This is a genomic window from Rhodococcus sp. IEGM 1307 (assembly GCF_030056915.1).
GTDB classification, from domain to species: Bacteria; Actinomycetota; Actinomycetes; order Mycobacteriales; family Mycobacteriaceae; genus Rhodococcus_F; species Rhodococcus_F opacus_D.
The window spans coordinates 162,344-185,115 of the sequence record NZ_JASHKW010000015.1; the positions used below are offsets into that span (position 1 = coordinate 162,344).

At 64.5% G+C, this 22,772-nt stretch carries 18 protein-coding genes; 9 read left to right on the forward strand and 9 right to left on the reverse strand.

Annotated elements, in window-relative coordinates:
- Positions 1 to 81: 81 nt before the first annotated feature.
- The 3 genes from QM841_RS27140 to QM841_RS27150 are packed head-to-tail and all read right to left on the reverse strand — an operon-like array spanning position 82 to position 3,481.
- The gene (locus QM841_RS27140) at positions 82 to 885 is read right to left on the reverse strand and encodes an amidohydrolase family protein (RefSeq protein WP_283334469.1); all 804 of its coding nucleotides are present in this window, start codon (positions 883 to 885) and stop codon (positions 82 to 84) included.
- Complete coding sequence (locus tag QM841_RS27145; RefSeq protein ID WP_283334470.1) at positions 882 to 2,036, reverse strand: acyl-CoA dehydrogenase family protein; 1,155 nt, start codon at positions 2,034 to 2,036, stop codon at positions 882 to 884. Before QM841_RS27145 ends, QM841_RS27140 begins: the two co-directional genes overlap by 4 nt.
- The gene (locus QM841_RS27150) at positions 2,033 to 3,481 is read right to left on the reverse strand and encodes an aldehyde dehydrogenase family protein (protein ID WP_283334471.1); all 1,449 of its coding nucleotides are present in this window, start codon (positions 3,479 to 3,481) and stop codon (positions 2,033 to 2,035) included. Before QM841_RS27150 ends, QM841_RS27145 begins: the two co-directional genes overlap by 4 nt.
- Before the next feature lie 185 nt (positions 3,482 to 3,666).
- Here QM841_RS27150 and QM841_RS27155 point away from each other — a divergent pair, with 185 nt between their 5' ends.
- Positions 3,667 to 4,878 (forward strand): acyl-CoA dehydrogenase family protein, encoded by a 1,212-nt coding sequence (locus tag QM841_RS27155; protein WP_283334472.1) that lies wholly within the window; start codon positions 3,667 to 3,669, stop codon positions 4,876 to 4,878.
- Between the two features lie 7 nt (positions 4,879 to 4,885).
- Complete coding sequence (locus tag QM841_RS27160) at positions 4,886 to 5,899, forward strand: acyl-CoA dehydrogenase family protein (protein WP_283334473.1); 1,014 nt, start codon at positions 4,886 to 4,888, stop codon at positions 5,897 to 5,899.
- A gap of 137 nt (positions 5,900 to 6,036) precedes the next feature.
- Here the strand turns inward: QM841_RS27160 and QM841_RS27165 are convergent, their stop codons facing one another.
- The 5 genes from QM841_RS27165 to QM841_RS27185 all read right to left on the reverse strand — a co-directional run bounded on the left by QM841_RS27165 (position 6,037) and on the right by QM841_RS27185 (position 12,836).
- On the reverse strand, positions 6,037 to 8,121 hold the full coding sequence (locus QM841_RS27165) for a hydantoinase B/oxoprolinase family protein (protein ID WP_283334474.1): 2,085 nt from the start codon (positions 8,119 to 8,121) through the stop codon (positions 6,037 to 6,039).
- A complete protein-coding gene (locus QM841_RS27170) occupies positions 8,111 to 10,198 on the reverse strand; it encodes a hydantoinase/oxoprolinase family protein (protein ID WP_206016488.1) in 2,088 nt (695 codons plus the stop codon). Before QM841_RS27170 ends, QM841_RS27165 begins: the two co-directional genes overlap by 11 nt.
- Positions 10,199 to 10,393: 195 nt before the next feature.
- Positions 10,394 to 11,137, reverse strand: a complete 744-nt coding sequence (locus QM841_RS27175; protein ID WP_283334475.1) for an SDR family NAD(P)-dependent oxidoreductase — start codon at positions 11,135 to 11,137, stop codon at positions 10,394 to 10,396.
- A complete protein-coding gene (locus tag QM841_RS27180; RefSeq protein ID WP_283334476.1) occupies positions 11,138 to 11,638 on the reverse strand; it encodes a Zn-ribbon domain-containing OB-fold protein in 501 nt (166 codons plus the stop codon).
- A 1-nt stretch (position 11,639) separates the two neighbouring features.
- Positions 11,640 to 12,836, reverse strand: a complete 1,197-nt coding sequence (locus tag QM841_RS27185) for a thiolase C-terminal domain-containing protein (protein WP_283334477.1) — start codon at positions 12,834 to 12,836, stop codon at positions 11,640 to 11,642.
- A gap of 238 nt (positions 12,837 to 13,074) precedes the next feature.
- Between QM841_RS27185 and QM841_RS27190 the strand changes: the two genes are divergently transcribed.
- The 6 genes from QM841_RS27190 to QM841_RS27215 all read left to right on the forward strand — a co-directional run bounded on the left by QM841_RS27190 (position 13,075) and on the right by QM841_RS27215 (position 19,461).
- On the forward strand, positions 13,075 to 13,689 hold the full coding sequence (locus tag QM841_RS27190) for a MaoC family dehydratase (protein WP_283334478.1): 615 nt from the start codon (positions 13,075 to 13,077) through the stop codon (positions 13,687 to 13,689).
- A complete protein-coding gene (locus QM841_RS27195) occupies positions 13,679 to 14,602 on the forward strand; it encodes an HpcH/HpaI aldolase/citrate lyase family protein (RefSeq protein WP_283334479.1) in 924 nt (307 codons plus the stop codon). The genes QM841_RS27190 and QM841_RS27195 overlap by 11 nt, the downstream gene beginning before the upstream one ends.
- The gene (locus tag QM841_RS27200; protein ID WP_283334480.1) at positions 14,599 to 15,834 is read left to right on the forward strand and encodes a CaiB/BaiF CoA transferase family protein; all 1,236 of its coding nucleotides are present in this window, start codon (positions 14,599 to 14,601) and stop codon (positions 15,832 to 15,834) included. Before QM841_RS27195 ends, QM841_RS27200 begins: the two co-directional genes overlap by 4 nt.
- The gene (locus tag QM841_RS27205) at positions 15,827 to 16,330 is read left to right on the forward strand and encodes a MaoC family dehydratase (RefSeq protein WP_283334481.1); all 504 of its coding nucleotides are present in this window, start codon (positions 15,827 to 15,829) and stop codon (positions 16,328 to 16,330) included. The genes QM841_RS27200 and QM841_RS27205 overlap by 8 nt, the downstream gene beginning before the upstream one ends.
- The gene (locus QM841_RS27210) at positions 16,327 to 17,670 is read left to right on the forward strand and encodes an MmgE/PrpD family protein (RefSeq protein ID WP_283334482.1); all 1,344 of its coding nucleotides are present in this window, start codon (positions 16,327 to 16,329) and stop codon (positions 17,668 to 17,670) included. The genes QM841_RS27205 and QM841_RS27210 overlap by 4 nt, the downstream gene beginning before the upstream one ends.
- A 465-nt stretch (positions 17,671 to 18,135) precedes the next feature.
- A complete protein-coding gene (locus QM841_RS27215) occupies positions 18,136 to 19,461 on the forward strand; it encodes an MFS transporter (RefSeq protein ID WP_283334483.1) in 1,326 nt (441 codons plus the stop codon).
- 773 nt (positions 19,462 to 20,234) lie between these two features.
- On the opposite strand, the gene QM841_RS27220 is transcribed toward QM841_RS27215, so the two are convergent.
- On the reverse strand, positions 20,235 to 21,128 hold the full coding sequence (locus QM841_RS27220; protein WP_283334484.1) for an HpcH/HpaI aldolase/citrate lyase family protein: 894 nt from the start codon (positions 21,126 to 21,128) through the stop codon (positions 20,235 to 20,237).
- Between the two features lie 393 nt (positions 21,129 to 21,521).
- Here QM841_RS27220 and QM841_RS27225 point away from each other — a divergent pair, with 393 nt between their 5' ends.
- Positions 21,522 to 22,646 carry an NDMA-dependent alcohol dehydrogenase gene (locus QM841_RS27225; RefSeq protein WP_283334485.1) on the forward strand — a complete coding sequence of 375 codons (1,125 nt, stop codon included), beginning with the start codon at positions 21,522 to 21,524 and terminating at the stop codon, positions 22,644 to 22,646.
- The last annotated feature ends 126 nt before the right edge of the window (positions 22,647 to 22,772 follow it).

Below are 22,772 nucleotides of genomic sequence, written 5' to 3' on the forward strand. Positions count from 1 at the left end.
GAGCCGGGTTTCGCCGTTCGACATCGCGTCGTAAATGGTGTGCAGGCCGGGTAGCCCTCTCCTGAAACAGCGTTCGAGGAGTCAGGTGTTCGCCGGCAATTCCAGTCGCAGCAGGCGGGCAAGGTTGCCGCCCAGGACGCCGCGTTCCTCGTCGGCGCTCAGACCGAGTGCACGAATGGCCGCGATTTCCGTCGCGGGGTCGGTCATCGGCCAGTCCGAGCCGTACACGACGCGATCGGCGCCGTGCTCTCGAATGATCCGCCTGATCCGTTCGACGGGGAGGGTGCCCATGCTCGGTGGCCACGAGGTCTCGAGGTACACCCCGGTCCCCACCGACCACTGCTCGGCCTCATCCAGCACTTGGTAACCGCCATAGTGCGCGGCGATCAGCCGGAGTCCGGGGATGTGCTTCATCATCGCGTTGAGATCGCGCGGCGCTCCCCGGTCGTTCTGCTCTTCGGTACCTCCGGAGCCGACGTGCGCGATCACCGGGACGTCGTTCTCGGCCAGGGCAGTGAGGATCTCACGCGTCCTTGTGTCACTAAAGGCGACCGATTGGAAGAGCGGGTGGAGCTTGACGCCCATGATGCCGTTCTCACGGAGAGCGGCGAGGTTGTCCTCGACCGAGAGATCGGGGTGAACCGTACCGAACGGCAAGAAACGGGAGCGGTCGACTCGCCCCACGAACTCGTTTGTGCGCCAGACGGTTCGACCGGCATTTGCCACCGCGAGAGTCATTGCCATGTCGATGCCGGCGTTGTCCATCGTGCGTCGTAGCCCGTCGAGGGTGCCGTCGTGGACCGGGTCCAGGCCGACGGGCCGGTCGGCGAGCACTTTGCGGGCGATCTCGTCCGGCCAGACGTGACAGTGTGCGTCAATGATCATCGGGAGTGCTCCTTGATAAGCTGCTTGGACAACGAGTCGAGCAGTACTTCGGTCGCGCCCTCGTACACCCGCATCGGCCGGGCCGCTCGATAGAGGCGTTCGATGCGGGATCCGCGGACCAGACCGAATCGGCCCATCATCTGCACGCTGCGGTCGACGACACGACCGGTAACCTCCGTCGCGCCGATCTTCGCCATCGACGACAGGTCCAGGCTGCCGCGTGGATCGGAGGCGGCGGCGCGGGCGACCTGGTACGTGAACGCCCGCGCCATCTCGATCTCGGTCCAGGACATCGCCAGCATCTGAGGAATCGGGCCGAGACGCGCCAACGGGCTGTCGAATTGTTTCCGGGTCGTGGTGTGCGCGAGGGCGTCGTCGAGCGCTGCCTGCGCGGTGCCGAGGGCGGCGCCGGCGACCGAAACTCGGAAGGTGGCCAGGGTGGCCAGTACGAGCGCGAATCCCCTACCGGGCTCACCGAGGCGATGGGTGTTGGGAACACGGACATTGTCGAACTCGATGTCACCCAGGACGTGGGGGGCCATGATCTGGTAAGGACGACTGGTTCTGACACCGGAAGTGTTCGCGGGCACGAGCACCAGGGAATACCCGGACCTGCCGTTGACATCTTCCTTGCCCAGAACGCAGTAGTAGTCGGCGTCGCCCCCGTTGGTGATGAAACTCTTTGTTCCACGGATGATCACGTCGTGGCCGTCTTCGGCGATTGTGGTGGACAGCGATTTGAGGTCCGATCCGACTTCGGGTTCGGTCAGAGCCAGCGCGGCGATCGCCTCCATACGCGCCACCCGCGGAAGCCACTGCTCGCGGATCTCGTCGGTCCCGCCGACGGCGATCGCATAGCTGCCGATGCCCTGCATGGCGAAGAGAGAGTCGACGTGGCTCGAGGCCGCTGCGAGTTGTTCCCGGACGACCGTCACAGCTAGGGAGTCGGGAGACTCGAACTCGCCGCCGTACTTGGCTGGGACCTGCACGGCCGCGAGGCCGCTGTCCTTGAGTAGGGCGAGCACTTCGGCGTCGACGGAGTCGGATTCGTCCGCGCGATCGGCGTGTGGAAGGCAACGATCGGCCAAGTCGCGGGCACGGGCCTGGAGCACAAGGTATTCGGGCTCGAGGATGGGGAAGCGGTCGCTCACAGCTTCACCACCACGAACTTGGTCTGAGTGTAATGACGTAGTGCTTCCATGCCCTTCTCCCTGCCGTATCCACTGTTCTTGACTCCGCCGAACGGTCCCTCGACGAGGCCGGCGACCCAGTCGTTCACATAGACCTGCCCGGCCTCGAGACGGGCAGAGACACGGTGGGCCCGCGCGACGTCTCCGGTCCACACGCCCGCCGCGAGTCCGAATTCGGAATCGTTGGCGATCGCGACAGCCTCGTCCTCGGTGCCGAACCTGAGAACGGTCAGGACAGGCCCGAACACTTCCTCACGCGCGATCGTCATCTGGTTGGTGACGTCGGTGTAGACGGTCGGCTCGATCAACCAGCCGTCTCCGGTCGCGGCACCGCCGGCCGCGAGGGTCGCGCCGTCCGCTTTGGCCACGTCGAAGTACTTCTGCACCTTGGTGAATTGTTCCTCCGTGACGATGTGTCCATAGGACTCACCCGGCTTCACCGTGCGCACCTGATCGAGAAGGAGAGAGACGAATTCGTCGTAGATTTCGTCGGCCACGAGAAGGCGAGTGCCGGCACTGCAGATCTGACCCGCATTGCCGGTGAAGGCACGTACCGCGCCTTCCGCGGCTGCCCGCAGGTTCGCGTCCGAGAAAACAATATTCGCGGACTTTCCACCCAGTTCGAGGGTGAGCGGCAGCACTCGGTCCGCCGCTGTCCGTCCGATGGCACGGCCGGTCTGCACCGAGCCGGTGAAGGCCACCTTCCGCACGTCTGCGTGCTCGATCAGTGGTTGGCCCACCGCCGCGCCGGTGCCCGTCACGACGTTCAGAACACCGTTGGGGAGGCCGGCTTCGGTGGCGATGCGGGCAAGCTCGAGGGTGGTCGCGGAAGTAAATTCGGACGGCTTCACCACCGCTGTGTTCCCTGCGAGGATCGCTGGAGCAATCGCTCTGGCCGCTTGATTGAGCGGCGCGTTCCAGGGGGTGATCACGCCGATGACGCCGTACGGCTCGTTGGTCGTGTAGCCGTGCCGACCCGGTCCGAGGTCGATCACCTCACCCGAAGGGATGTTGGCGAGCCCCGCGTAGAAGTCGAAATAATCTGCGGCGGAATCGACTTCGCGCGATGCCTGTGGACCGGGCTTACCGGCCTCGGCGCCCTCGAGTTCGGCAAGGAGCTCCCGTTCGGCGCGGATCCCGTGAGCGATGTCGGCCATCAACCGGCCGCGCTCCCCCGACTTGAGTTCACGCCAACCGGTTGCTGCAGCGGATGCGGCAGAGACAGCCGCCTCGACGTCGGCGCGACCCCCAGCGGCGATCTCGGCAACTGCGCCACCTGTCCATCGGGAGTTGGTGGTGAGGCGCTTGCCCCCGGGCGTGTACCGCTCCGCGCCGTCGATCCACTGACCGTATGCCTTCACGAGACCCTGAGGTGGTGGGATTGACTCCGAACGAGTGATGCTCATAACAACAGCATGCCTCATAACCTTAATTTGTCAACCAACAAGGATTGTCTTCTCCCCAGACACTCCTTCCGCTAAGATTTGTTCACCGACTATTTTTTGTTGACGCCCGGCCCGGCGTGGCTGAGGTGTCGCCACAGACGCCGCGGTCGGCCATTCGCCCACGCCCAACCAACGAGAGGCCACCCATGGACTTCGACGACACTCCCGACCAAGCACACCTGCGGGGTAAGACGCGCCAGTTCCTCGACGAGCATGCGGACGAACTCGAGCACGCAGACGGCCCCTATCTGGAAGAGCCCGGCACGGACCGGGTTCAAGCCCTCCGCCGGACCCAGGCCACCTTGTTCGACGCCGGGATGATCGGCTTGACCTGGCCGACGGAATACGGTGGCGGCGCCGGAACGAACGCCCAACAGGCCGTCGTCAACGAGGAGCTGCACCGCGCACGGATCGCGGGACCGATCGGACACGTCGGCCTCGGAATGTGCGGACCCACGGTATTGGGCCACGGAAGCGAGGACCAGAAGCAACGCTACATCCGGAGGCTGCTTCGCGGAGACGATTTGTGGTGCCAGCTCTTCAGCGAGCCCAGCAGCGGCAGCGATCTCGCCGCACTGCGCACCCGGGCCGTGCGCCACGACGACGGCTGGCACGTGCAGGGACAGAAGGTGTGGACCACACTTGCACAGCACTGCCGGTACGGGATTGTGCTGTGTCGCACCGATCCTGACGCCTCCAAGCATCGCGGACTGACGATGTTCGTGATCGATATGCACGCACCCGGCGTCACGGTCCGACCCCTGCGGCAGATGAACGGGCACCAGAGCTTCAATGAGGTCTTCCTCGACGACGTCGTCATCGACGACTCCGAGCGTCTCGGCGACGTCAACGATGGATGGCAGGTCGCCCTGACCACACTGATGAACGAGCGAATGGCAGTCGGCGGGGGCGGCGGCGAACTCGGTGTCCGGAGTGATGCCTTGATCGCACATGCCGCGGAACGGCTTCCGCGGCTCGCTGCGAACCAGCGTGTGCTGGCCACACACGAGCTCGGGAAGGTGCTGGTCGATTCGCTCGCGGCCCGCTACACGGGATACCGGATGCAGACGAGCATGGAACGCGGTAAGCGCCCGGGACCCGAGGCCAGCGCGGGAAAGCTCACGGCGGTTCGCGTCGCGCACGCCACCGCGGACCTCGGCCAACGCCTGCTCGGCGACGACGCCGTCCTGGCGCGCTCGCGGGACGGAGACTGGCGCTGGGCGAATTCGGCGGCATCCACCCCTGGCGTCGCCCTGGCCGGCGGAGCCGACGAGATCCTCCGCAACATTCTCGGCGAGCGAGTCCTCGGGCTCCCGTCGGACCGCGCGCCCAAGCCCACAGCATCCGAGAGCAGGTAGGGAACTCATGGAGTTCGACATCAATGACGACCAGCGGAACTTCGCCGACCACGCGCGCTCTTTCTTTGCCGATCAGGCCGGACCCGAATACGCGCGCAAGAGCCTCGATACCGCGGGCGGGATCGTGCCCGGCCGTGAGGTTCTCGCCGAGCTGGGATTCTCCTCGCTCACCATCCCCGAAGAGGCGGGCGGTGTAGGCGCCAGCCTGCTCGACATGGCCATCGTCGCCGAACAGGCCGGCCGCCAACTTGCCGGGCCTTCCCTCGCCACCGCGGCCCGATGTGCTGTACTCCTGGAAGGGGACACGGACCGGCTCCAGGCGCTGAGCGACGGAACTCTGGCCCTCGCGGTGCTCGACGGCTCGCTCACCGGGGACAGCCCGTCGATGGATGTTATCGGCGCCTCGCACTTCCTCGCACTGAACGGCGATGACCTCGTCCTGGGTAGCGGTGAGGTCAGGCCCGGCGACCCGATCGACGCCACCCGCGGTCTCGGTTACGTCACGTTGACGTCGTCTGAGGTGATTCGCCGGGACGCACGTGCCCTGTGGGACCGCGCCCGGCAGGTCGCCTGTGTCGTTCTTGCTGCCGAAGGTCTGGGCGCCGCGGAGCGTGTGGTCGAGCTCGGCATCGAGCACGCCAGAGACCGCACGGCATTCGGTCGGCAGATCGGTTCGTTCCAAGCGATCAAGCATCGCCTGGTGGACGACTGGGTCGCCGTCAATCAACTGCGCTCCCTCGTGTGGTGGGCGGCGTGGGCAGCCGACAACGCCCCGGAGCAGCTTCCGATTGCCTCGTCTGCTGCGAAGGCATACTGCGCCCCGAGCTTCGAGACGGCGTGCGAGACGCTCGTTCATGTGCTCGGAGGGCTCGGTTTCACCTGGGAACACGACGCGCACCTGTATTGGCGACGCGCCAAGGTCGATCGATTACTGCTGGGCGAGGAGAGCGAACACCTCGCCGAGGTGGCTCTACGAAGCATCGCGGCGCACGCGGAAAGTAGCGACACCCTCCCGATGTAGGACCCCTGCTCGAAGACCAGGCCACCGAACGGTGGCCTGGTCATCTGCGCGAGTTCGGTCTTCAGGTCACTGGGAACGAAAAAGGCGGTGCCGGGAAAGATTCCCGGCACCACCTCATCGGTGCTGCTCGTCGCCGCTCAGCCGATCCGTTCACCCGTCCACGCGGACCAACGCGCGGGGCTGGACTCGAAGGTCCTGGGCTCACCGGTCACCGCCACCTCGGTGTGCAGGACGTGCCCGGTGCCGGGATCGAGGTATCTGCGCGTCTCCACCCCGCCGGCCAACTGCTCGACCAGAACCGGGCACCCATCGGTCCAATGTCCGGGGGCCTGCGCGAGGACCGCACCCGAGCGAACGCTCACCGCGAACCCGCCGCGCTGCTCGACACCGGACGCAATCGGCAACGCTCGACTCGAGTCGGTCTCGCTCACCTCGACCTGAACCGGTTCGATCAAAGCCGGGTCGGCGCGCTCGAGACGCTGCTGCAGCAACTCGCTCCGGCTCGTCGTGGTGCCGTCGGAGACATCAACGCCGTATACATCACTCGCGTCCTCAGCGGTAATGAGGCCGTCCTCGAAATCGGCGAGCACGGCTGCCACATCACGATCGAGAGGATCGCCCCAGCCCCCGCCGCCCGCAGCCCGAATGGCGTAGCTGTGTCCTTCGGGGAGAGTGAATCCCTGGGCCAGAACCCCGATCGGCGTCGACCCGCCATCGGGGTCACGCAGTTCGATCGCATTCGGCCGACCCGGGTCGGCGCCGGCCGACCCGGGCATCGGAATCTGCCCGTGCCCTCCGATGCTGTTGCCGGTCAACAGCGGAGAGCCGTCAACGGTGAATTCGAAGTCGACGCCGCGTCCCCCGCGGAACTGACCCGCACCCGACGCGTCACACGACCGACGCCGGTAGTTGAAGCGAAGCGGGTACCAGGACTCGGTGACTTCCACATCGTTCGTCTGAATGGCCGCCTGACGCCCCACCAGGTAGAAGTTGAAGTCCGTGCCGTCGCGATCGTTGCCGGCCGGCGAACCGAGGGCGGTGCCGTCGATCATGATCCACGAGTCCGTCGCGCCGGACAGACCCCTACCCGAGAAAGTGACCACGCAGTTCCCGGACATCGTCTGCGAACTGGACAGGAAGGGACGGCTGACGCTGTCGGGCGAAGCCGCCACCGCCTGATGGAAAGTGCGCAACGCGGCCTCGCTGGCGTCGTGCGACGCCGCGAGATGCGCAGCCCCGACGGGTGCTGGATGAGTGCAGTTGAGCATGCTGCCCACCGGGCAGTACACCGCAATCGCGTCGTAGTACCCCTGGTTGAGGGGCAGGTCCTGCCCGATCAGACGCTGCAACTCGACGCCGATCTTGCCCTTGACGATGTACTCCTTCGTGTTGAAGAAGTGCTGCGTCTGTGGTGCCGCCCCGGAGAAGTCGAAGCGAATCGAATCGCCGTCGACGGTGGTCGTGCAGGGGACCCGAAACTTCTCTTCGTTCCACTCGGTCCAACTCGTGGACCGGTAGACGCCGTCCTCGAGCAATGCGATCTCGGCGCGGACAGCTTCCTCGGTCCGTCGGTTGAGCTCGTCGAACCCGTTCTGCAAGGCGTCCGGGCCGATCCGCTCAGCGAGTTCCCGGAGCTTGGCAGCACCGACATCGACGCCCGCCATCAGGCCACGGATGTCCATCTCGACCAGGTGGGCCATGCGGACGTTGTTGAGCAAGATGTTCCAGAGGTCCCGCTGGTCGACGCCGGCCCTCATGATCTTCACTGCGGGCAGTCGGATCGCCTCTTGGAAGCAGTCGGTCGCTTCGGGAGCGAACGACCCCGGCTGCATACCGCCCACGTCCACCAGATGCGACGAATTTGCGAACCACCCCACCAAGACCTTCCTGGCGAACACCGGCTTCATGACGAAGATGTCCTGCGCGTGCAGGCCACCGCCCCGGTGCGGGTCGTTCGCCAGGAAGACATCGCCGTCCTGGATGTCGTCACCGTGCTCAATGAACACACCCGCGATCGCATTGGTCGCCGCGTAGAAGTGGTAGGCGATATGACCGCCACCTGTCACCAAGTTCCCCTTGGCGTCGAGAAGGGTGCACGAGTAGTCACCCCCCTCGACCACGAGCGGGCTCACCGCAGTGCGTTTGATCGTCGCGGCGCCCTCGCCACAGAACGCTTCGAACTGGTGTCGCAGAACCTCGACCGCAATATTGTCAAGCTGCATCGGAATTCACATCCAATCGGAGAGAGCGGCGCTCGCCGACCACCAGCGTGGCGCCGCGGGGGACGAAGACGGTGGTGTCGACGTCGTCGGCCAGAGCCGGCCCGTCGATGCGGTCTCCGGGGACCAGGTCGGGGGTCCGGTAGCACGGAACCTGCTCACTGCCGGCCCGGGTCAGATACACGGCCCGGTGGGAAGACGGTTCGACCACACCCCCTGTGCGCGTGGACGTGTCGATCGCGAACGTCGCCCGGGGAAGCCGGCCGATGGCGACTGCGCGGAGGAACGTCACCTCCAGCTGCGCCTTCTGACCGACGGCACCCACCCCGTAGCGGGCTGCGTACTGTTCGAGGAAGGCCGCACGGATTGCTTCGGCATCGAAGACCGGTGTCTGCAGCGCAATCGACACCTCGGACGTCTGCCTGAAGAAACGAACCCCGACGTCGTAGTTCACAGTCAGGTCCTGCTCAGGGACCCCATCGTTACCGACCGCCCGTGCCACCTCGGAGCCGAGCCGCTCGAGATCGGCTCCGATCGCGCCCGCGTCGGCCCGATCGAGCAGCACGTCAGCCGACTTGATCCGTTGCCGCCGCACGTCGGCCGATGCCGCCCCGAAGGCGGACAGCACCGACGCAGCGGGGGGCACGACAACGCGGGGGATGTTCGCCTCGGCCGCGATGCTCGCCGTGAACAGTCCGCCGCTGCCGCCGTAGGAGATCAGGGTGAGGGTGCGCGGGTCGAGCCCACTCGCGCCCGCGTGCAGGCGAGTCGCTTTGGTCATCTCGGCGAGCGCAATCTCGCGAATTCCCCACGCGGCCTCCTCGGCCGAGAGGCCGAGAGACTCGCCCAGCGTGGCACACACCCGCACGGAGGCTTCTCGGTCAAGCGTGCCGCCTACGAAGCTGGCCGGGTCGATGTAGCCGAGGACCACCAGGGCGTCGGTGATCGTTGCATCCGTCCCGCCGTTGCCGTAGCAGGCCGGTCCGGGCCACGCCCGGGCGGAGCGCGGCCCCACGCGCAGCAGTCCGCGCGCGTCGACCCAGGCAATGGAGCCGCCGCCGGAGCCGATCGAGAGCGTGTCGATTCGCGGCTGAGCAAGGATCATCCCGTGCAGCTCGCCTCGCTCGGACCGCTGCGGGAGCGAATCGGCGATGACCGCCAAGTCGAAGCTCGTACCGCCCATGTCGCCGCAGATCGCGTCGGAAATCCCCTCGTCCGAGCACACCTCGGCCGCAGCCATGACGCCGGCAGCCGGGCCCGACGCCACCAGGATCACCGGCGAGCGGCGTGCCTCGGCGAGGGTGACGGTTCCACCGCTGGTCTGGAGCAGCAGCAGCGGAACTCGAAGGCCGGTGTCGGCGAGCTCCTGCGCGAGGGCCTCGATACCGTCGAGAGCGGTAGACAGGACCGCATTCACGGCCGCAACCAGGGTGCGCTCGTACTCGCGGATACTGGGGTGCAACTCGACGCCGCTGAAGACGGGCAGGTCGGGAAACTCTTGCCGCACGAACTCGACCACGGCCAGTTCGTTCTCGTCGTTCTTGAAAGACCAGAGGAACGAGACGGCGAGCGCCTCGATCTGGTGCGTCTCGATCAGGTTTGCCACTGCCGAACGAACCGCCGCGATATCGACGGCCTGCAGCACCTTTCCGTCGCGGTCGACGCGTTCGTCGACACCGACGACAGCCGATCGATCGATGGGGCTCCATGGCGGAACGAGGAATCCCTCCTCCGAGACACGCCGCGAGCGGGCCATGGAAATGGTGTCCTCGAAACCGGCCGTGGTGAGCAGTCCGGCTCTGACGCCGTGCTTCTCGACGAGCGCGTTTGTCACTGCGGTCGTACCCAGTCCGAAGCGTTCGACCCTCCCGAGAAATGTTTCGAGATCGAGGCCGACTTGATCAGCGACGAGCTGACAAGCTCCGAGCACTCCCCGTCCGAAGTTGTTTCGGTCGGTCGGCGATTTGGCGCGCCACAGCGACTGCCCGTTGCCACAGGCGAGGTCGGTGAAGGTTCCCCCGACGTCAATTCCGATCGAGAAACCTCCTGGTGCCTGATTCGGCACCTCTTTGACGTCCATCAGTTCTCCTTGTCAGTTCGATGCAGTCATGGGCGCAATCCGCAGAGGGTCCGCCATCCGGGCGGCGTCCGCCCAGATGGCGGAGTAAGTCGGCGCCGGCGTGACCTGAATCATAACATTTAATAAGTGTTCAACCAACTAGTATTTTGTCAGCCGCAGGGATTGCACCTGCGTTCCGAGGAAATGGATTCCGCTCTAGATGTAGTAGCCGCCGTTCACGGCGATGTTCTGCCCCGTCATGAACCGAGCGCCGTCGCTGACCAGGAACGTGATGACCGGCGCGATGTCTCGATCCGGATCCCCGAACTCACCACCGAGCGGCACCTTCTGCAGAAGCAGCTCCTTGTACGCAGCAAGTTCCTCGTCGTTCATCTTTGCGAGATGATCCTCGAGCATCGCAGTCCTCGCCGACGGGTGAATGACGTTGGCCCGGATGCCGTATCGAGCCCATTCGACGGCGATCGTCCGAGTCCACGCCGTCACGGCGCCCTTGGACGCCGCGTAGGCCGCGCCGTTCGGATATGCGGTCAGCGCTGAGGAGGACGCGAAATTGGCGATGCTGCTTCTGTCGCCCTTCTTCAGGTGCGGCAGCGCTGCCTGGTTCGTCAGCATCGGCCCCCGCGCATTGATGTCCATGACGCGGGCCCAGTCCTCGTCGTTGACATCTTCGGCCGGACCCTGCAGCAGGATCCCCGCGGCGTGAACCAGGGAGTCCACCCCACCCAAAAGATCGGCCGCCTCGTCGATCACCGAGAAGACCTGATCCCGATCGGTGACGTCGCACGTGAGGAAACGTTGTCCCGCCTGTTCGGCGACGCCGAGGCCTTGTTCCTCCGAACGGTCAAGCGAGACCACGGAGGCGCCCTCCTTCGCGAGGGAACGCACACAGGCCGCTCCTACGCCGCTCGCGCCGCCGACGACTATTACCTTCTTGTCCACTTACTTCTCCGTTCCGACGCAGGTGTGAGCAAACCCGTAGACGGTCGCTCCGCCGGATGCCGGCAGCAGTACCGCGCGCACGGGCGTACCGCGCGTCAGCGCTTCGCCGCAGGTGCAGATGATCCGACCGGGCAGGCGCACTCCGGCTTTCATGTCGACCGCTCCCGTCAGGTACGGCGCTATGCTTCGCCACGGCTCGGGGAGGCTGGCGCCGCTCGCGGGAAGCTCTGCGGCGGCTTCGTGAATACGGATCGCCACATCCACAGTTCCGTGCGGATCGATTGACTCCCAGACATATTCACCGCTCAGGCACTCGTAGCAGTGCGTTGCGATCGGGAAACGCAACGTTTCGCACTCGCCACATCGCTGGAGGGACAGGTGCCCATCGTGAAGAGACTCCCAGAAACCCGCGTTGTCGGGGTGCTGGTGCTGGGCAGGGCCCGGTGCAGCGTCCACGCGCTCCAATTCAACCACTTCACCTTTTCTCTGGCTTGCCGCCATGTCAGGCCACCTTCTCGTTCGTCAGGACCAGGGCGTCGCCCCACGGAGTGCCCCACAGCAGTGACTTCGCATCGTCGATCTGACGCTTCCCGGCCTCACCGCGAAGCTGGCGGACCATTTCGATCATGTGCCCGTAGCCGTACAGGTGCCCCTCCGCCAGGCTCCCGCCGTGCGTGTTCATGGGGAGCGGCGAGTCCAGTCCGATGCCCTGGTCGCGGCAATACGCGGCGGCCTCGCCCGCTGCGCAGAAGCCCCACCGCTCCAACGCCATCAACACCAGGGGGGAGAAAGGGTCGTAGGTGAAGAAGCCGTCAAGGTCGTCGCGTCCCACACCCGCCATCTCCAGCACGGGGAAGGTTTTCGGGGCCACGTAGTCGTAGCGCGGGCTCACTCCTGATCCCATGCCCGGCCGGGAAAAGAAGTCGTAGCTGTTCCGAGTGGCCGGAACCCCCTGCATCCCTGCGATATGCACGATGGGTCGACCCAACTCCCGCGCCCGCTGCGTCGAGGTCACCAGCAGACATGTAGCGCCGTCGACCGCGAGACACATATCGGAGGACCGCATATGGCCCATGAGCTCGGGCTCCTCCAGATACTGCTCGACCGTGAGTGGTTCCTCGCGCCGTACGGCCATGGGGTTGAGGTGGCCGAAAGCGCGCATGGTGACGGGAATTGCCGCCATGTCCGCAGATGTCGCACCGTACCGATCCATGTACTGCTCGATGACCAGCGCGGCGCCGGCCCCGGCTCCGGGCGAGCCGTGGAGTGTCCAGTTGCCGTAGGGCCCGCCTCCGTCTCGGAACGACTCATCGACGCCGCCGAGCGGTGAACTCATCGGAGGCAGTTCGAGGGCATACCCCGTCGCCGTGACGGCACTGTTGATCACGGCAACCACGTCCGCCAGCCCCATCGTCACTGCCATGGCTGCCTGCTGGACCGCCGTGGCCGCCCACCGGCCATGGGTCCACAGCTGCGAAACCCACGTCAGGTCCAGGCCGGCGGCCACGGCGAACTCGTCGTAGTCCACGCCACGCGGGGTGCCCCAATTGGTGACCATGCCCGTGATATCCGACTTCTTCAGATTCGCATCCGCCAACGCGGCTCGGAACGACTCGAACTCCAGGTGCAAGGCACTTCGCCTCGGTCTGCCGATGGACTCGCTCGTTCCCACGCCGACCACACACGCATCCAACTTCACGAAACCAAGCTCCTCTCCTGTGCACGGGTTGCCGTGCCCGATGGGCCGCGTGATCGGCGCCACTCCGACGACGATAACAGAAATAACTGATCAGCAAACTATTCTTTTTCCTGGGCCGTCCCACTCGCCCCTGCTGCATCATTCGCCACGCGCCCACCAGGCCGCCACTATCTGACCGGACTCGATCCGCAGAAAACTTGTTCGTTGACAAACTTCAATTTCACGTCATGATTGACCCATGTACTCGACATTCAACGGGACTTCCGGTCCGTCTTCCACCGTCGCCGGTGAGTCGGCAGACTCGCGCACATCGCACGACGTGGGCGACCCCGACTTCGATTCCTTCCCGCTCGTACCCAAGGGAAACAAGTACGAGGATTTCGAGGTGGGTCGGTCGATGACCCACCACTGGGGAAGGACACTGACCCAGGCCGACAACGTGTCATTTTCGACCGCGACCTGCGCGTGGCTGCCGGTTCATCTGAACGTCGAATATGCTCGGGCGCAGGGTCATCCCGACACGGTCCTGAACCCGATGCTTGTGCTGTGCACTGCGGTCGGGCTGTCCGTGGAAGATCTCAGCGAGAGTGGAGGCCCGTTTCTCGGTATCGACGACTGCGTCTTCGGCAGTCCCGTGTATCCGGGTGACACCATCACGGCGAGTTCGCGGGTGTTGAGAATGCGCACGTCCGCCAGCAAGCCTGGCGTCGGCATCGTTACCTGGCACACGACCGCGACGAACCAGCACGGCCAGCCCGTCGTGGAGTTCGTCCGCACCAACCTCGTTGCCTCCCGCGCCAAGCCACCGACAACAACACCGACTTCGAAAGCAGGAGAAAACCATGCCCACTAGCCGACTCCGCCGCAGCGAACTGTCCACTCCCGGACACAGCCCCAAGATGATCGCCAAAGCCGCTGCGAGCGACGCCGACCTCGTTTTCCTCGACCTGGAGGATTCTGTCGTTGCCGCCAAGAAGATCGAGTCGCGGCAGAACATCATCGAAGGTCTCACCACCCTCGACTGGGGTTCCAAAACCCGCGCCGTCCGCATCAATCCCGTCAGCACCCCCTGGTGCCACGGCGACATCGTCGACATCGTCACCGCAGCCGGCAACAATCTCGACGTCATCATCATCCCGAAGGTCTTCGGTCCCCGAGATGTCTGGTTCGTCGAAGACCTTCTGACGCAACTCGAGACCCATCTCGGCCTCGAGGTCGGTCGGATCAAACTCGAGGTCCTCATCGAGGAGACCGAGGCCCTCTCACGCGTCGAGGAGATCGCTGCCTGCTCCCCTCGTCTCGAGGCCCTCATCCTCGGCGTCGGCGACCTGTCCGCCAGTCAAGGCATCCGGCTCGGTCACATCGGAGCCGCCGCCGAGGGCGTCTACGGCTACCCCGGCGACGTGTGGCACTACGCCCGCAACCGCATGATCGGCGCCGCACGTGCCCATGGGCTCGACGCCGTCGACGGCCCCTACGGCGCGATCTCCAACCCCGACGGCTACGAGCGCGAAGCCACATGGGCCGCAACCCTCGGCAGCGTCGGCAAATGGGCCATTCACCCCAGCCAGATCGCCATCGCGAACCAGGTGTTCGCACCCACCCCCACCGAAATCAAACGTGCCACAGCGGCCGTACGCGCCGTCGAAGAAGCCGAACAAGCCGGACTCGGCGCTGCAGCGTTCGAGGGCATGATGATCGACGCCGCGACCACTCGGATCTTCGTTGCGGTCCTGGAGCGGGCCCGGCAATGCGGTGTCGCATGACTGCCCCCGCGACCGGTCCACTGCGCGGGATCAAGGTACTCGACCTCACCTCGATGCTCGCCGGCCCGTTCACGACGATGCTGCTCGCCGACCTCGGTGCCGACGTCGTCAAAGTCGAGCCGCTGACCGGTGACCGGACACGAGGCGTAGGACCGTTCCGTGAAGAGGACGATCCCGCACAAGCACTAGGCGGATACTTCCAGTCCGTCAACCGCGGGAAGCGCAGCATCGTTCTCGATTTGAAGAGCAGCGAGGGAGCGGAGCGGTTCCGCGACCTGGTTCGGGTCGCCGATGTGGTCGTCGAAAACTTCTCCTCCGGCGTCATGGAGCGGATGGGTCTGGGATACGAGGCCCTCGCCGAGGTGAATCCCCGGATCGTCTACGGGGCGCTGCGCGGATTCGGCGACGCCCGCTCCGGTGAGAGCATTTACGACTCGTGGCCGGCGTTCGATGTCGTCGCACAGGCCATGGGCGGCTTCGCCGGAATCACCGGCCTCGTGGACGGTGCGCCGCTCAAGGCCGGACCGGGAATCGGGGACATCTTTCCCGGCACGCTGCTCGCCCTGGGCGTCGTGGCGGCCGTCCGGCATGCAGAACATACCGGCGAGGGGCAATTCCTGGATATCGCGATGTATGACGCCGTCCTCGCCCTCTGCGAGCGCATCGTCTACCAGCACTCCTACCTCGGAGAAAACCCGAAGCCCATGGGCAACGGACATCCCTTGTTGGCACCGTTCGACATCATGCCGACGCAGGACGGATGGATCGCCGTCGCCGCACCCAGCGACAAGCACTGGCGAATCCTCACCAAAACCATGGGATGCCCGGAACTCGCCGACGACCCCCAGTTCGCCGACAACACCGCCCGCGTGGTCAACGTCGTCGCGGTACGAAAGATCCTCGGCGAGTGGCTCGCCGAACGGCCGACCGCGGACGTGGTCGCCGCACTCGGCGGTCGCGTTCCGATCGGACCAGTCAACACCGCAGCCGACATCTTCGCCGACGAACACGTTCGGACCCGGAAGATGCTGGTCGAGGTCGAGCAGCCCGGGTCCACCACGCCGGTGACGATCGCCGGCAGCCCACTCAAGTTCAGCTCGACACCGGCATCGGTCCGGGGCCGCGGCCCCAAGTTGGGCGAGCAGAAACCCGACGCCGTCCTCGCCGAATGGACCGCGACTCATCAGGACCGGTCGGTGTCGGCGACAAAGGGAGACGAAAGCCATGACTGAGCACCACGACGCGGACAGCGCGATACTCGGCGCCCACGGCTGGTTCGAGGACTTCCGGCCCGGCCAGAAAATGCGGCACTCACGCGCGGCGACCGTCGGCGAGCTCGAGGGCAGCGGGCCGGCGAAACAGGTGATGAACACGGCGCAAGCGCATTTCAACGATCATTTTTTGAAGGGGTCGCCGATGGGTGACGAGCGCCTCGTGTTCGGCCTCGCAACGGCGTCCCTGGTGTACGGACTGGCCTCCCAGGACACGGCCGAGCACGCCGTCGCCGAGCTCGGCTGGTCTCAACTACGGTTTCGCGCACCCGTCCACCACGGCGACACGATCAGCGCCTTCACCGAAGTCCAGTCAGTCACTCCGGGCGATGCACCCGACGCGCCGGGCACAGTCGTGTTCCGCCACTGGGGGCGCAACCAGAATGGCGACGTCGTCTTCCAGGGCGAGCGGTCGACATTGATGCGGCGTCGAGCTTCCCAGTCCACTGCCCTATGACGACCCTGACTGACGAGGTCATCTCGAGGGTCCGGACCATCGGACATCTCTCCGACGACATCGTCGCCGGCGCTCGCCATTGCATTCTCGACACACTCGGGGTCGCGATCGGCGGTATCCACGAGCCTGCGACCATACACGTTAGGGCCGAGGCGCTCGAGGAGGGCGGTCGGCCGCTGGCAACGCTGTGGGGTACCGGCGAGCGGGTCTCTCGCAGCCAGGCTGCTCTGGTCAACGGCACCGCAGCACATGCCATCGATTTCGACGATGTCGTTTCTCGGATGGACGGCCATCCCTCTGCGCCGCTGCTGCCCGCGCTGTTGGCGACAGCCGAGAACAGCGCCCTCAGCGGTCGTGCCTTCATCGAGGCCTTCGTCGCCGGTTTCGAAACCGAGGCCCTCGTCGGCCAACTGATGAAACCCTCCCACTACGCTCGCGGTTTCCACGCGACCGCCACCGTCGGCACCTTCGGTGCGGCGGCGGCGGTCGCGCACGCCCTCGGGCTCGATACCGGCGAGTGGTCCCATGCGTTCGGCATCGCGGGTGCGCGAGCCGCCGGCCTCAAGTCCATGTTCGGCTCCATGACGAAGCCGCTGCAGGTCGGCGCGGCGGCGGAGAACGGTATGCGGGCCGCAACGCTCGCCGCCCGCGGGCTGACCGCGCACCCGGACGTCCTCGGGACAAGCCAGGGCTTCCTCGACACCCAATCGGACGCGACTGGTACGCCGGCGGCATGGGACTGGACGGGATTCGCCATTTCGGAGGTTCTGTTCAAGTACCACGCGGCGTGTTACCTCACGCACTCGGCGATTGAGGGCGCACTGGCGCTCCGAGACGCCGGGGTGCGGCCGGAGCAGGTCGAGACCATCGAACTCCTGGTCCCGAGCGGCCACCTGAGTGTGTGCAATATCGACGAGCCGACAACGCCACTCGAGGGCAAGTTCAGCTTGCGATTCACTACCGCCATGGCGCTTGCGACCGGCGACCTGAGCGAGCAAGCCTTCTCGCCCGCCACGTTGACCGACCCTCGTGTCGTCACCCTTCGTAACCGCGTCACCGTCAAGGCCCGCAGCGACGAGAGCCGATCCACCGTCGTCCGGCTCACCGACGTTGAGGGTCGCGAACAGGCCGTCGAGGTCGACGTCAATCGGCCTGTTCCCGCGGATCGGCTGGGCGGACGCTGGGACTCGTTGGTCGCAAAATTCCACTCGCTCGTCGATCCGGCTCTCGGCGCTGACGCTGCCCATCGCATCGTGACCGAAGTTTCAAATCTGGCCGACGCGGAGACTGTCGGACCCTTGGCGGTCGCGTTGTCGCCGCACACTCGAACCCCTCGGTAATTCGGTGGGCAGGTTGTCGCACGCTCTCATGTAAAGCGTTGTGCACCAAACCCGCTTGGCCGATACACAGCCGATCGATCGCTGCGCAGCACGCACCACAGCATGATCCCCATCGTCACCACAACGAAGAGAAACTACCTCCGAATCAGCGAGAACTGTTTGGCAACTTGATATTCGAGCCCCCCACACCGCTCCCGTTGGCGTGACGGAACACCTTGACAATCCTAACTGATCGGCAAACAATGTTGTGACGCACATAACGTCGAGGAGAGCGTCACGTCCACGCCGTCACGCACAGGAATCCCGCGACGGGAAGCACCATGACGCCCGCGTGCGAACAAAAGACCCCCACACGAAGACACGCGCAGCCGATCCGGCCGAAGCGCCAGGCAAATGGAGTGGTGCCCTGAAACGTAGATAGCAGACCTGAACCATTGCGCTTCCACTAACGATTGGTCGTTGATCATGTCCCCAGTCAAGAAAACCGTTGCCGATGATGACCGCGAGAGTACGGAATGGAGAAGAGGAGGACGAACAGTCCTATTCAGTGCTATCGGATACGGATCCGCAGCAGTACTTTTCGTCCTCACCGCGAGCGTATTCGTCAAACCCACCATGCAAGCAACAGGGTGGAGCACAAGTGAAGTCCTGGTCTCGCCGATAGCCATCTTGCTGTTGACGGCCTGCGGGCCGCTTGCGGGACGTATAGCAGACCAGTGGGGCGCCCGTCGCACCATCGTGACCGGCCTCGTCCCGTACATCGTCATGCTGGTGCTTTTCGCGACGTTGCCCATCAATAAATTCACCTTCTATGGGTTGGCCGTAGCAATCGGCATCGTCGGGTCATTTGCATATATGGTCCCGTTCAATCGCGCGGTGGCCTCCTGGTTCGATAAGGGCGCAGGAAAAGCCTTCGGCCTGGTCGGCGTGGGTTCGGCTGTTACACCACTGCTCGCAATACCGCTCGTGACGCTCGCGATTTATAACATCGGCTGGCAGGCAGGGTATTTGATTCTTGCGGGTTTCGCGCTGCTGATTTCGATGCCGGCTGTGCTCTTTGGAATAAAAGAGCGGCCTCATGATGGAGAAGACGTCCCCGTCAGTCGCGGATCGGAGTCCGCGGCGGACCTGTCCACACCCCTCAGCGTGAAGGCGGTACTCCGCACGCCTCGATACTGGGTATTCTCGTCCAGCATTGTCGCGGTGACAGCGGCAACAACGGCGTTCATCGCAAACCTACAGCCGATGCTCCTCGATGGGGGCGTAAGCCTGGCGGTAGCAACAACCGTGACAACCCTGTTCAGCGTCGGTATGGTCATCGGCCGTCTAGGCGGCGGTGCGTTGCTCGACATCTTCCCCAAGCACAAGGTAGCAGTAGCTGTCACGATTCTGCTCGTCGCCGCTCTAGGCGCCCTTTCGATGACTGTCGCCGGCTCCGTCCCAATTGCCATAACTGCGATCGGAGTCATGTTGGTTGCAGCAAGTTCCGGGGCAGAGGCAGACTTCGGTGCGTATTTCCTCTTGAAAGAATATGGCCGCACCAATTTCGGGTCGTTGTACGCAACCGCACTGGCGTTCAGCGGGATAGCAGGCGTGTCATATCCCTACGTATTCAGCTTTATCCGGGATTCGACGGGCAGCTACTTCTGGGCGACGATCGCCGGCGCGGGGGCCTTGGCCCTCGGGGCACTAGCCATCCTCATTTTCGGCCTGACCGGACCCCGCGGTTCGACAAATTCATCCGACCGGACACAGTCCTCAACAGATCGAGACACCGTCAGCGCAGTTTGACGGACGCGGCGCCATGAAGTTGTCAACTGCATCCGTTAATTTCAGCGGTGGCAAGAGGCACAAGGGTCACCCTTCGAATCAACTTCCGCCAATAGGCGGACACGAGGGTGACCCTTGCCATGGTCCTGCACGGCGTGTCTTGGATGATGATTCACCGTTTCGAAGCCCTGTCACCCACGAGCGCCGTCACCACCGAGAAGCCCATGACCTTAGATCATCGCCGATACGGCGTACTGCAGCACAGAGAATCCGATCTATCAGTCACGGAATCAGAGCAGCCGAATCAATCAGCTCCCACGACGCCGCCGAGGACTTCCGTGGGTGCTCGACCGGACGACTGCCGAGGACCGTTCGATCGTCCCGGCGCGGGGCGCTGAATTGAAGGTCGAGGCCACCGGCGCCCGGCGGTCGAGCGATCGAGCGATCGACCAGGGTCCGCGCGCCTGACGAAACCCGCATCGCCCAGATACGAAGACGGGACTGGCCCTTGCGACCGATTCCGAACAGGATGCAACTCCCCCGCCACCGAGACGACTGTGCCGCGAATGGTGACGGCGGTGGTGGTGAACAGTGTCCCCATTCGCCCGCGTCACGTCCGGGCGAGGTCGGCGATTGTCCCCGCCGCGAACATTCCGGTGACCCGTGTTCCGATCATGCGGTCGGCGTTGGATCCTTTGCCCGAGCACCCGCACCCCCCGGTCCTCGGCCGCAGTCGACACTCCGTCTACTGCGCAATTACCGCCGCCTCCCCAACCTGGACCGGTAGCCGTGGTTCACGTTCGAGCGAGACTCGGATCGCTCAGATCGCGGATTGCCACATCGAGCACAAGAATTCGCTGAGCATCGCGTACGTGCAAGCTCTCGATCATCTTCCCATCCACGACAATGACACTTTCGCCTGCGGCCAGTGCCTGTTCGTATGCCGACACCACCACGTGTGCATGCTCGACTTCCGCCGCGGAGGGTCCGAATACGTCGTTCGACGGCTCGATCTGGGAGGGATGAACGACGGTCTTACCATCGAACCCCATATCGCGGCCCTGTTGAGATTCGGCCGCAAAGCCCACCTTGTCGCCGATGTCGTTGAAAACACCGTCCAAGATCACTTTACCTGCCGCCCGCGCACCCAATACAGCAAGAGACAACGCAGTCGACACCGGTGCGCGACCGGGGCGGCTGATCGCATGCAAGTCGTTGATCAAGTCATTCGTACCGACGACGAGAACGGCAAGGCGGTCGCTGGCCGCAGCGATCTCTTCGGCTCGTAGGAAGGCCACCGGCGTCTCGATCATGACCCACAGCTTCAACCTGGGTGATGCGCCTGCCGCTTCGAGATCGGCGACCAGCATTCGAACCTCCTCGGCCGACTCGACCTTCGGCACGAGGATCCCGTCGGCCTCGGTCTGCGCCACTGCGGCGACATCGCTCCGGTGCCATTCGGACCCTATACCATTGATTCGCACCACGATTTCTCTCGGTTGATACACGCCCGAGTCGACCGCTGCGCACACCCGCTCGCGTGAAGCGACCTTGACGTCATCGTTCACCGCGTCTTCGAGATCGAGAATCAGTACGTCGGCAGCCAGACCGGCAGCTTTATCCAGCGCGCGAACATTGTTGCCTGGTACATAAAGAGCAGTACGACGGGGGCGAATCTCGGGGATCATCAGATTTGTTTCCTCTCGACCGGCAGTTCGGGTTGCGTGACCTCGGCACCCAGCATCCTCGAAGGCGCTCGCCCGAGATGAGCGGGTGCGACCTACCTACTAGGGCGGCGGAAGGCAGTTTTATTGTTATTCAACTAGCAATTAATGTCAACTGCCCACTTCAGGCATCTAGGCGTGCCCCAGCTACGCCCTCAGCTCGACGAACATGCCGCGTAAATCATAGTTGCTTGACAATCTATAAACTTCCGACACACTGATACCCACGGCTGGAATCACCCCCCAAGGAGGTTGGGGTAGGCAGCATCTCGCCAGTGCCGCTGGCTCCGAGCAATATCGACGCGCGAATGGGAGTCCCAGCCGCCGTCCATCTACGCCCACGGGAGGCCCAAGCTTATGAGGACACGCGCAGCCGTGCTGCACGAATCACCCGGCTCATGGAGTGTCGAGGAGGTACTGCTCGATGCTCCGCACGAAGGCGAGATCCTCGTCGAAATGGTGGCGACCGGCTTGTGTCACAGCGACGACCACATCGCTACGGGCGATATGCCGGCCACCCATCTGCCGATCGTGGCAGGACACGAGGGTGCCGGCATCGTCAGGGAAGTGGGACCGGAAGTGAAGGGGCTCGAGATCGGCGACCACGTGCTGACATCCTTCATCCCGGCGTGCGGCCAATGCCGTTGGTGCGCCAGCGGAATGCAGAATCTGTGCGACCGTGGGGCGCTCATCATGCAGGGACATCAGCTCGATGGAACCTTCCGCATGCACACCTCCGACGGCCGGGACATCGGAACGGCAGGGTTACTCGGCACCTTTGCCGAGTTCCAGGTCTTCGACCAGCAGTCCGTGATCAAGATCGAGAAGGATATTGCACGCGAGATCGCCTGCCTTGTGGCATGTGGTGTCCAAACCGGTTTCGGGTCCGCTTCGGAGGCGGGTGCCGTGAGGCCGGGGGACACGGTTCTCGTCGTCGGAGTCGGTGGCATCGGAATGAACGCGGTTCAGGGCGCACGCGCGGCCGGCGCAGCACACATTATCGCCGCGGATCCCGTCGCGCAGAAGAAGCGATGGGCCCTCGAGTTTGGTGCGACCGAGTCACATGACTCCATCACCGCCTCGATGGAGCGCATCTTGCACCTGACCAACGGCCAGGGCGCGGATGTCGTGATTCTCTGTCCGGGCGTGGTGACCAACGCCCTTCTCGGCGAGAGTTACGAGGCCGTCCGCAAAGCCGGCACCCTGGTAGTGACGGGCATCGGCCGCGAATCCGAGGAGGCGGTCATCCCAGGTCTCAACGCTAACGCTCTGGCACTGCCGCAGAAGCGCATCCAGGGCGCCCTGTACGGCATGAAGTCGCCCCGGCAGGCGATGCCGATGCTGCTGGACATGTACCGCGCCGGCAAGCTCATCCTCGACGATCTGGTCACCGCCACCTACACCCTCGACCAGATCAATCAAGGCTTCGACGACATGCGTCGCGGGCGCAACATCCGCGGCGTCATCCACTTCGCTCAGTAGACGCGCGATACGCACTCTCATCGAGGGAGCACCTTGACCATGCGAACGGACATGTGGTCCAGCCGCGCTAGGATCTCATCCCTGAGTGGAGCGCTGGTCTGCCATAATTTCTGTCCAGCGAAGACT

Excerpts from the sequence above, each read along its gene's own strand:
- QM841_RS27195 (WP_283334479.1), top strand. The coding sequence starts at position 13,679 with ATGCCCACTAGCCGACTCCGCCGCAGCGAACTGTCCACTCCCGGACAC.
- QM841_RS27210 (WP_283334482.1), top strand. The coding sequence starts at position 16,327 with ATGACGACCCTGACTGACGAGGTCATCTCGAGGGTCCGGACCATCGGA.
- QM841_RS27205 (WP_283334481.1), top strand. The coding sequence starts at position 15,827 with ATGACTGAGCACCACGACGCGGACAGCGCGATACTCGGCGCCCACGGC.
- QM841_RS27165 (WP_283334474.1), bottom strand. The coding sequence starts at position 8,121 with ATGCAGCTTGACAATATTGCGGTCGAGGTTCTGCGACACCAGTTCGAA.
- QM841_RS27140 (WP_283334469.1), bottom strand. The coding sequence starts at position 885 with ATGATCATTGACGCACACTGTCACGTCTGGCCGGACGAGATCGCCCGC.
- QM841_RS27160 (WP_283334473.1), top strand. The coding sequence starts at position 4,886 with ATGGAGTTCGACATCAATGACGACCAGCGGAACTTCGCCGACCACGCG.
- QM841_RS27215 (WP_283334483.1), top strand. The coding sequence starts at position 18,136 with ATGTCCCCAGTCAAGAAAACCGTTGCCGATGATGACCGCGAGAGTACG.
- QM841_RS27155 (WP_283334472.1), top strand. The coding sequence starts at position 3,667 with ATGGACTTCGACGACACTCCCGACCAAGCACACCTGCGGGGTAAGACG.
- QM841_RS27170 (WP_206016488.1), bottom strand. The coding sequence starts at position 10,198 with ATGGACGTCAAAGAGGTGCCGAATCAGGCACCAGGAGGTTTCTCGATC.
- QM841_RS27150 (WP_283334471.1), bottom strand. The coding sequence starts at position 3,481 with ATGAGCATCACTCGTTCGGAGTCAATCCCACCACCTCAGGGTCTCGTG.
- QM841_RS27180 (WP_283334476.1), bottom strand. The coding sequence starts at position 11,638 with ATGGCGGCAAGCCAGAGAAAAGGTGAAGTGGTTGAATTGGAGCGCGTG.
- QM841_RS27220 (WP_283334484.1), bottom strand. The coding sequence starts at position 21,128 with ATGATCCCCGAGATTCGCCCCCGTCGTACTGCTCTTTATGTACCAGGC.
- QM841_RS27225 (WP_283334485.1), top strand. The coding sequence starts at position 21,522 with ATGAGGACACGCGCAGCCGTGCTGCACGAATCACCCGGCTCATGGAGT.
- QM841_RS27190 (WP_283334478.1), top strand. The coding sequence starts at position 13,075 with ATGTACTCGACATTCAACGGGACTTCCGGTCCGTCTTCCACCGTCGCC.
- QM841_RS27200 (WP_283334480.1), top strand. The coding sequence starts at position 14,599 with ATGACTGCCCCCGCGACCGGTCCACTGCGCGGGATCAAGGTACTCGAC.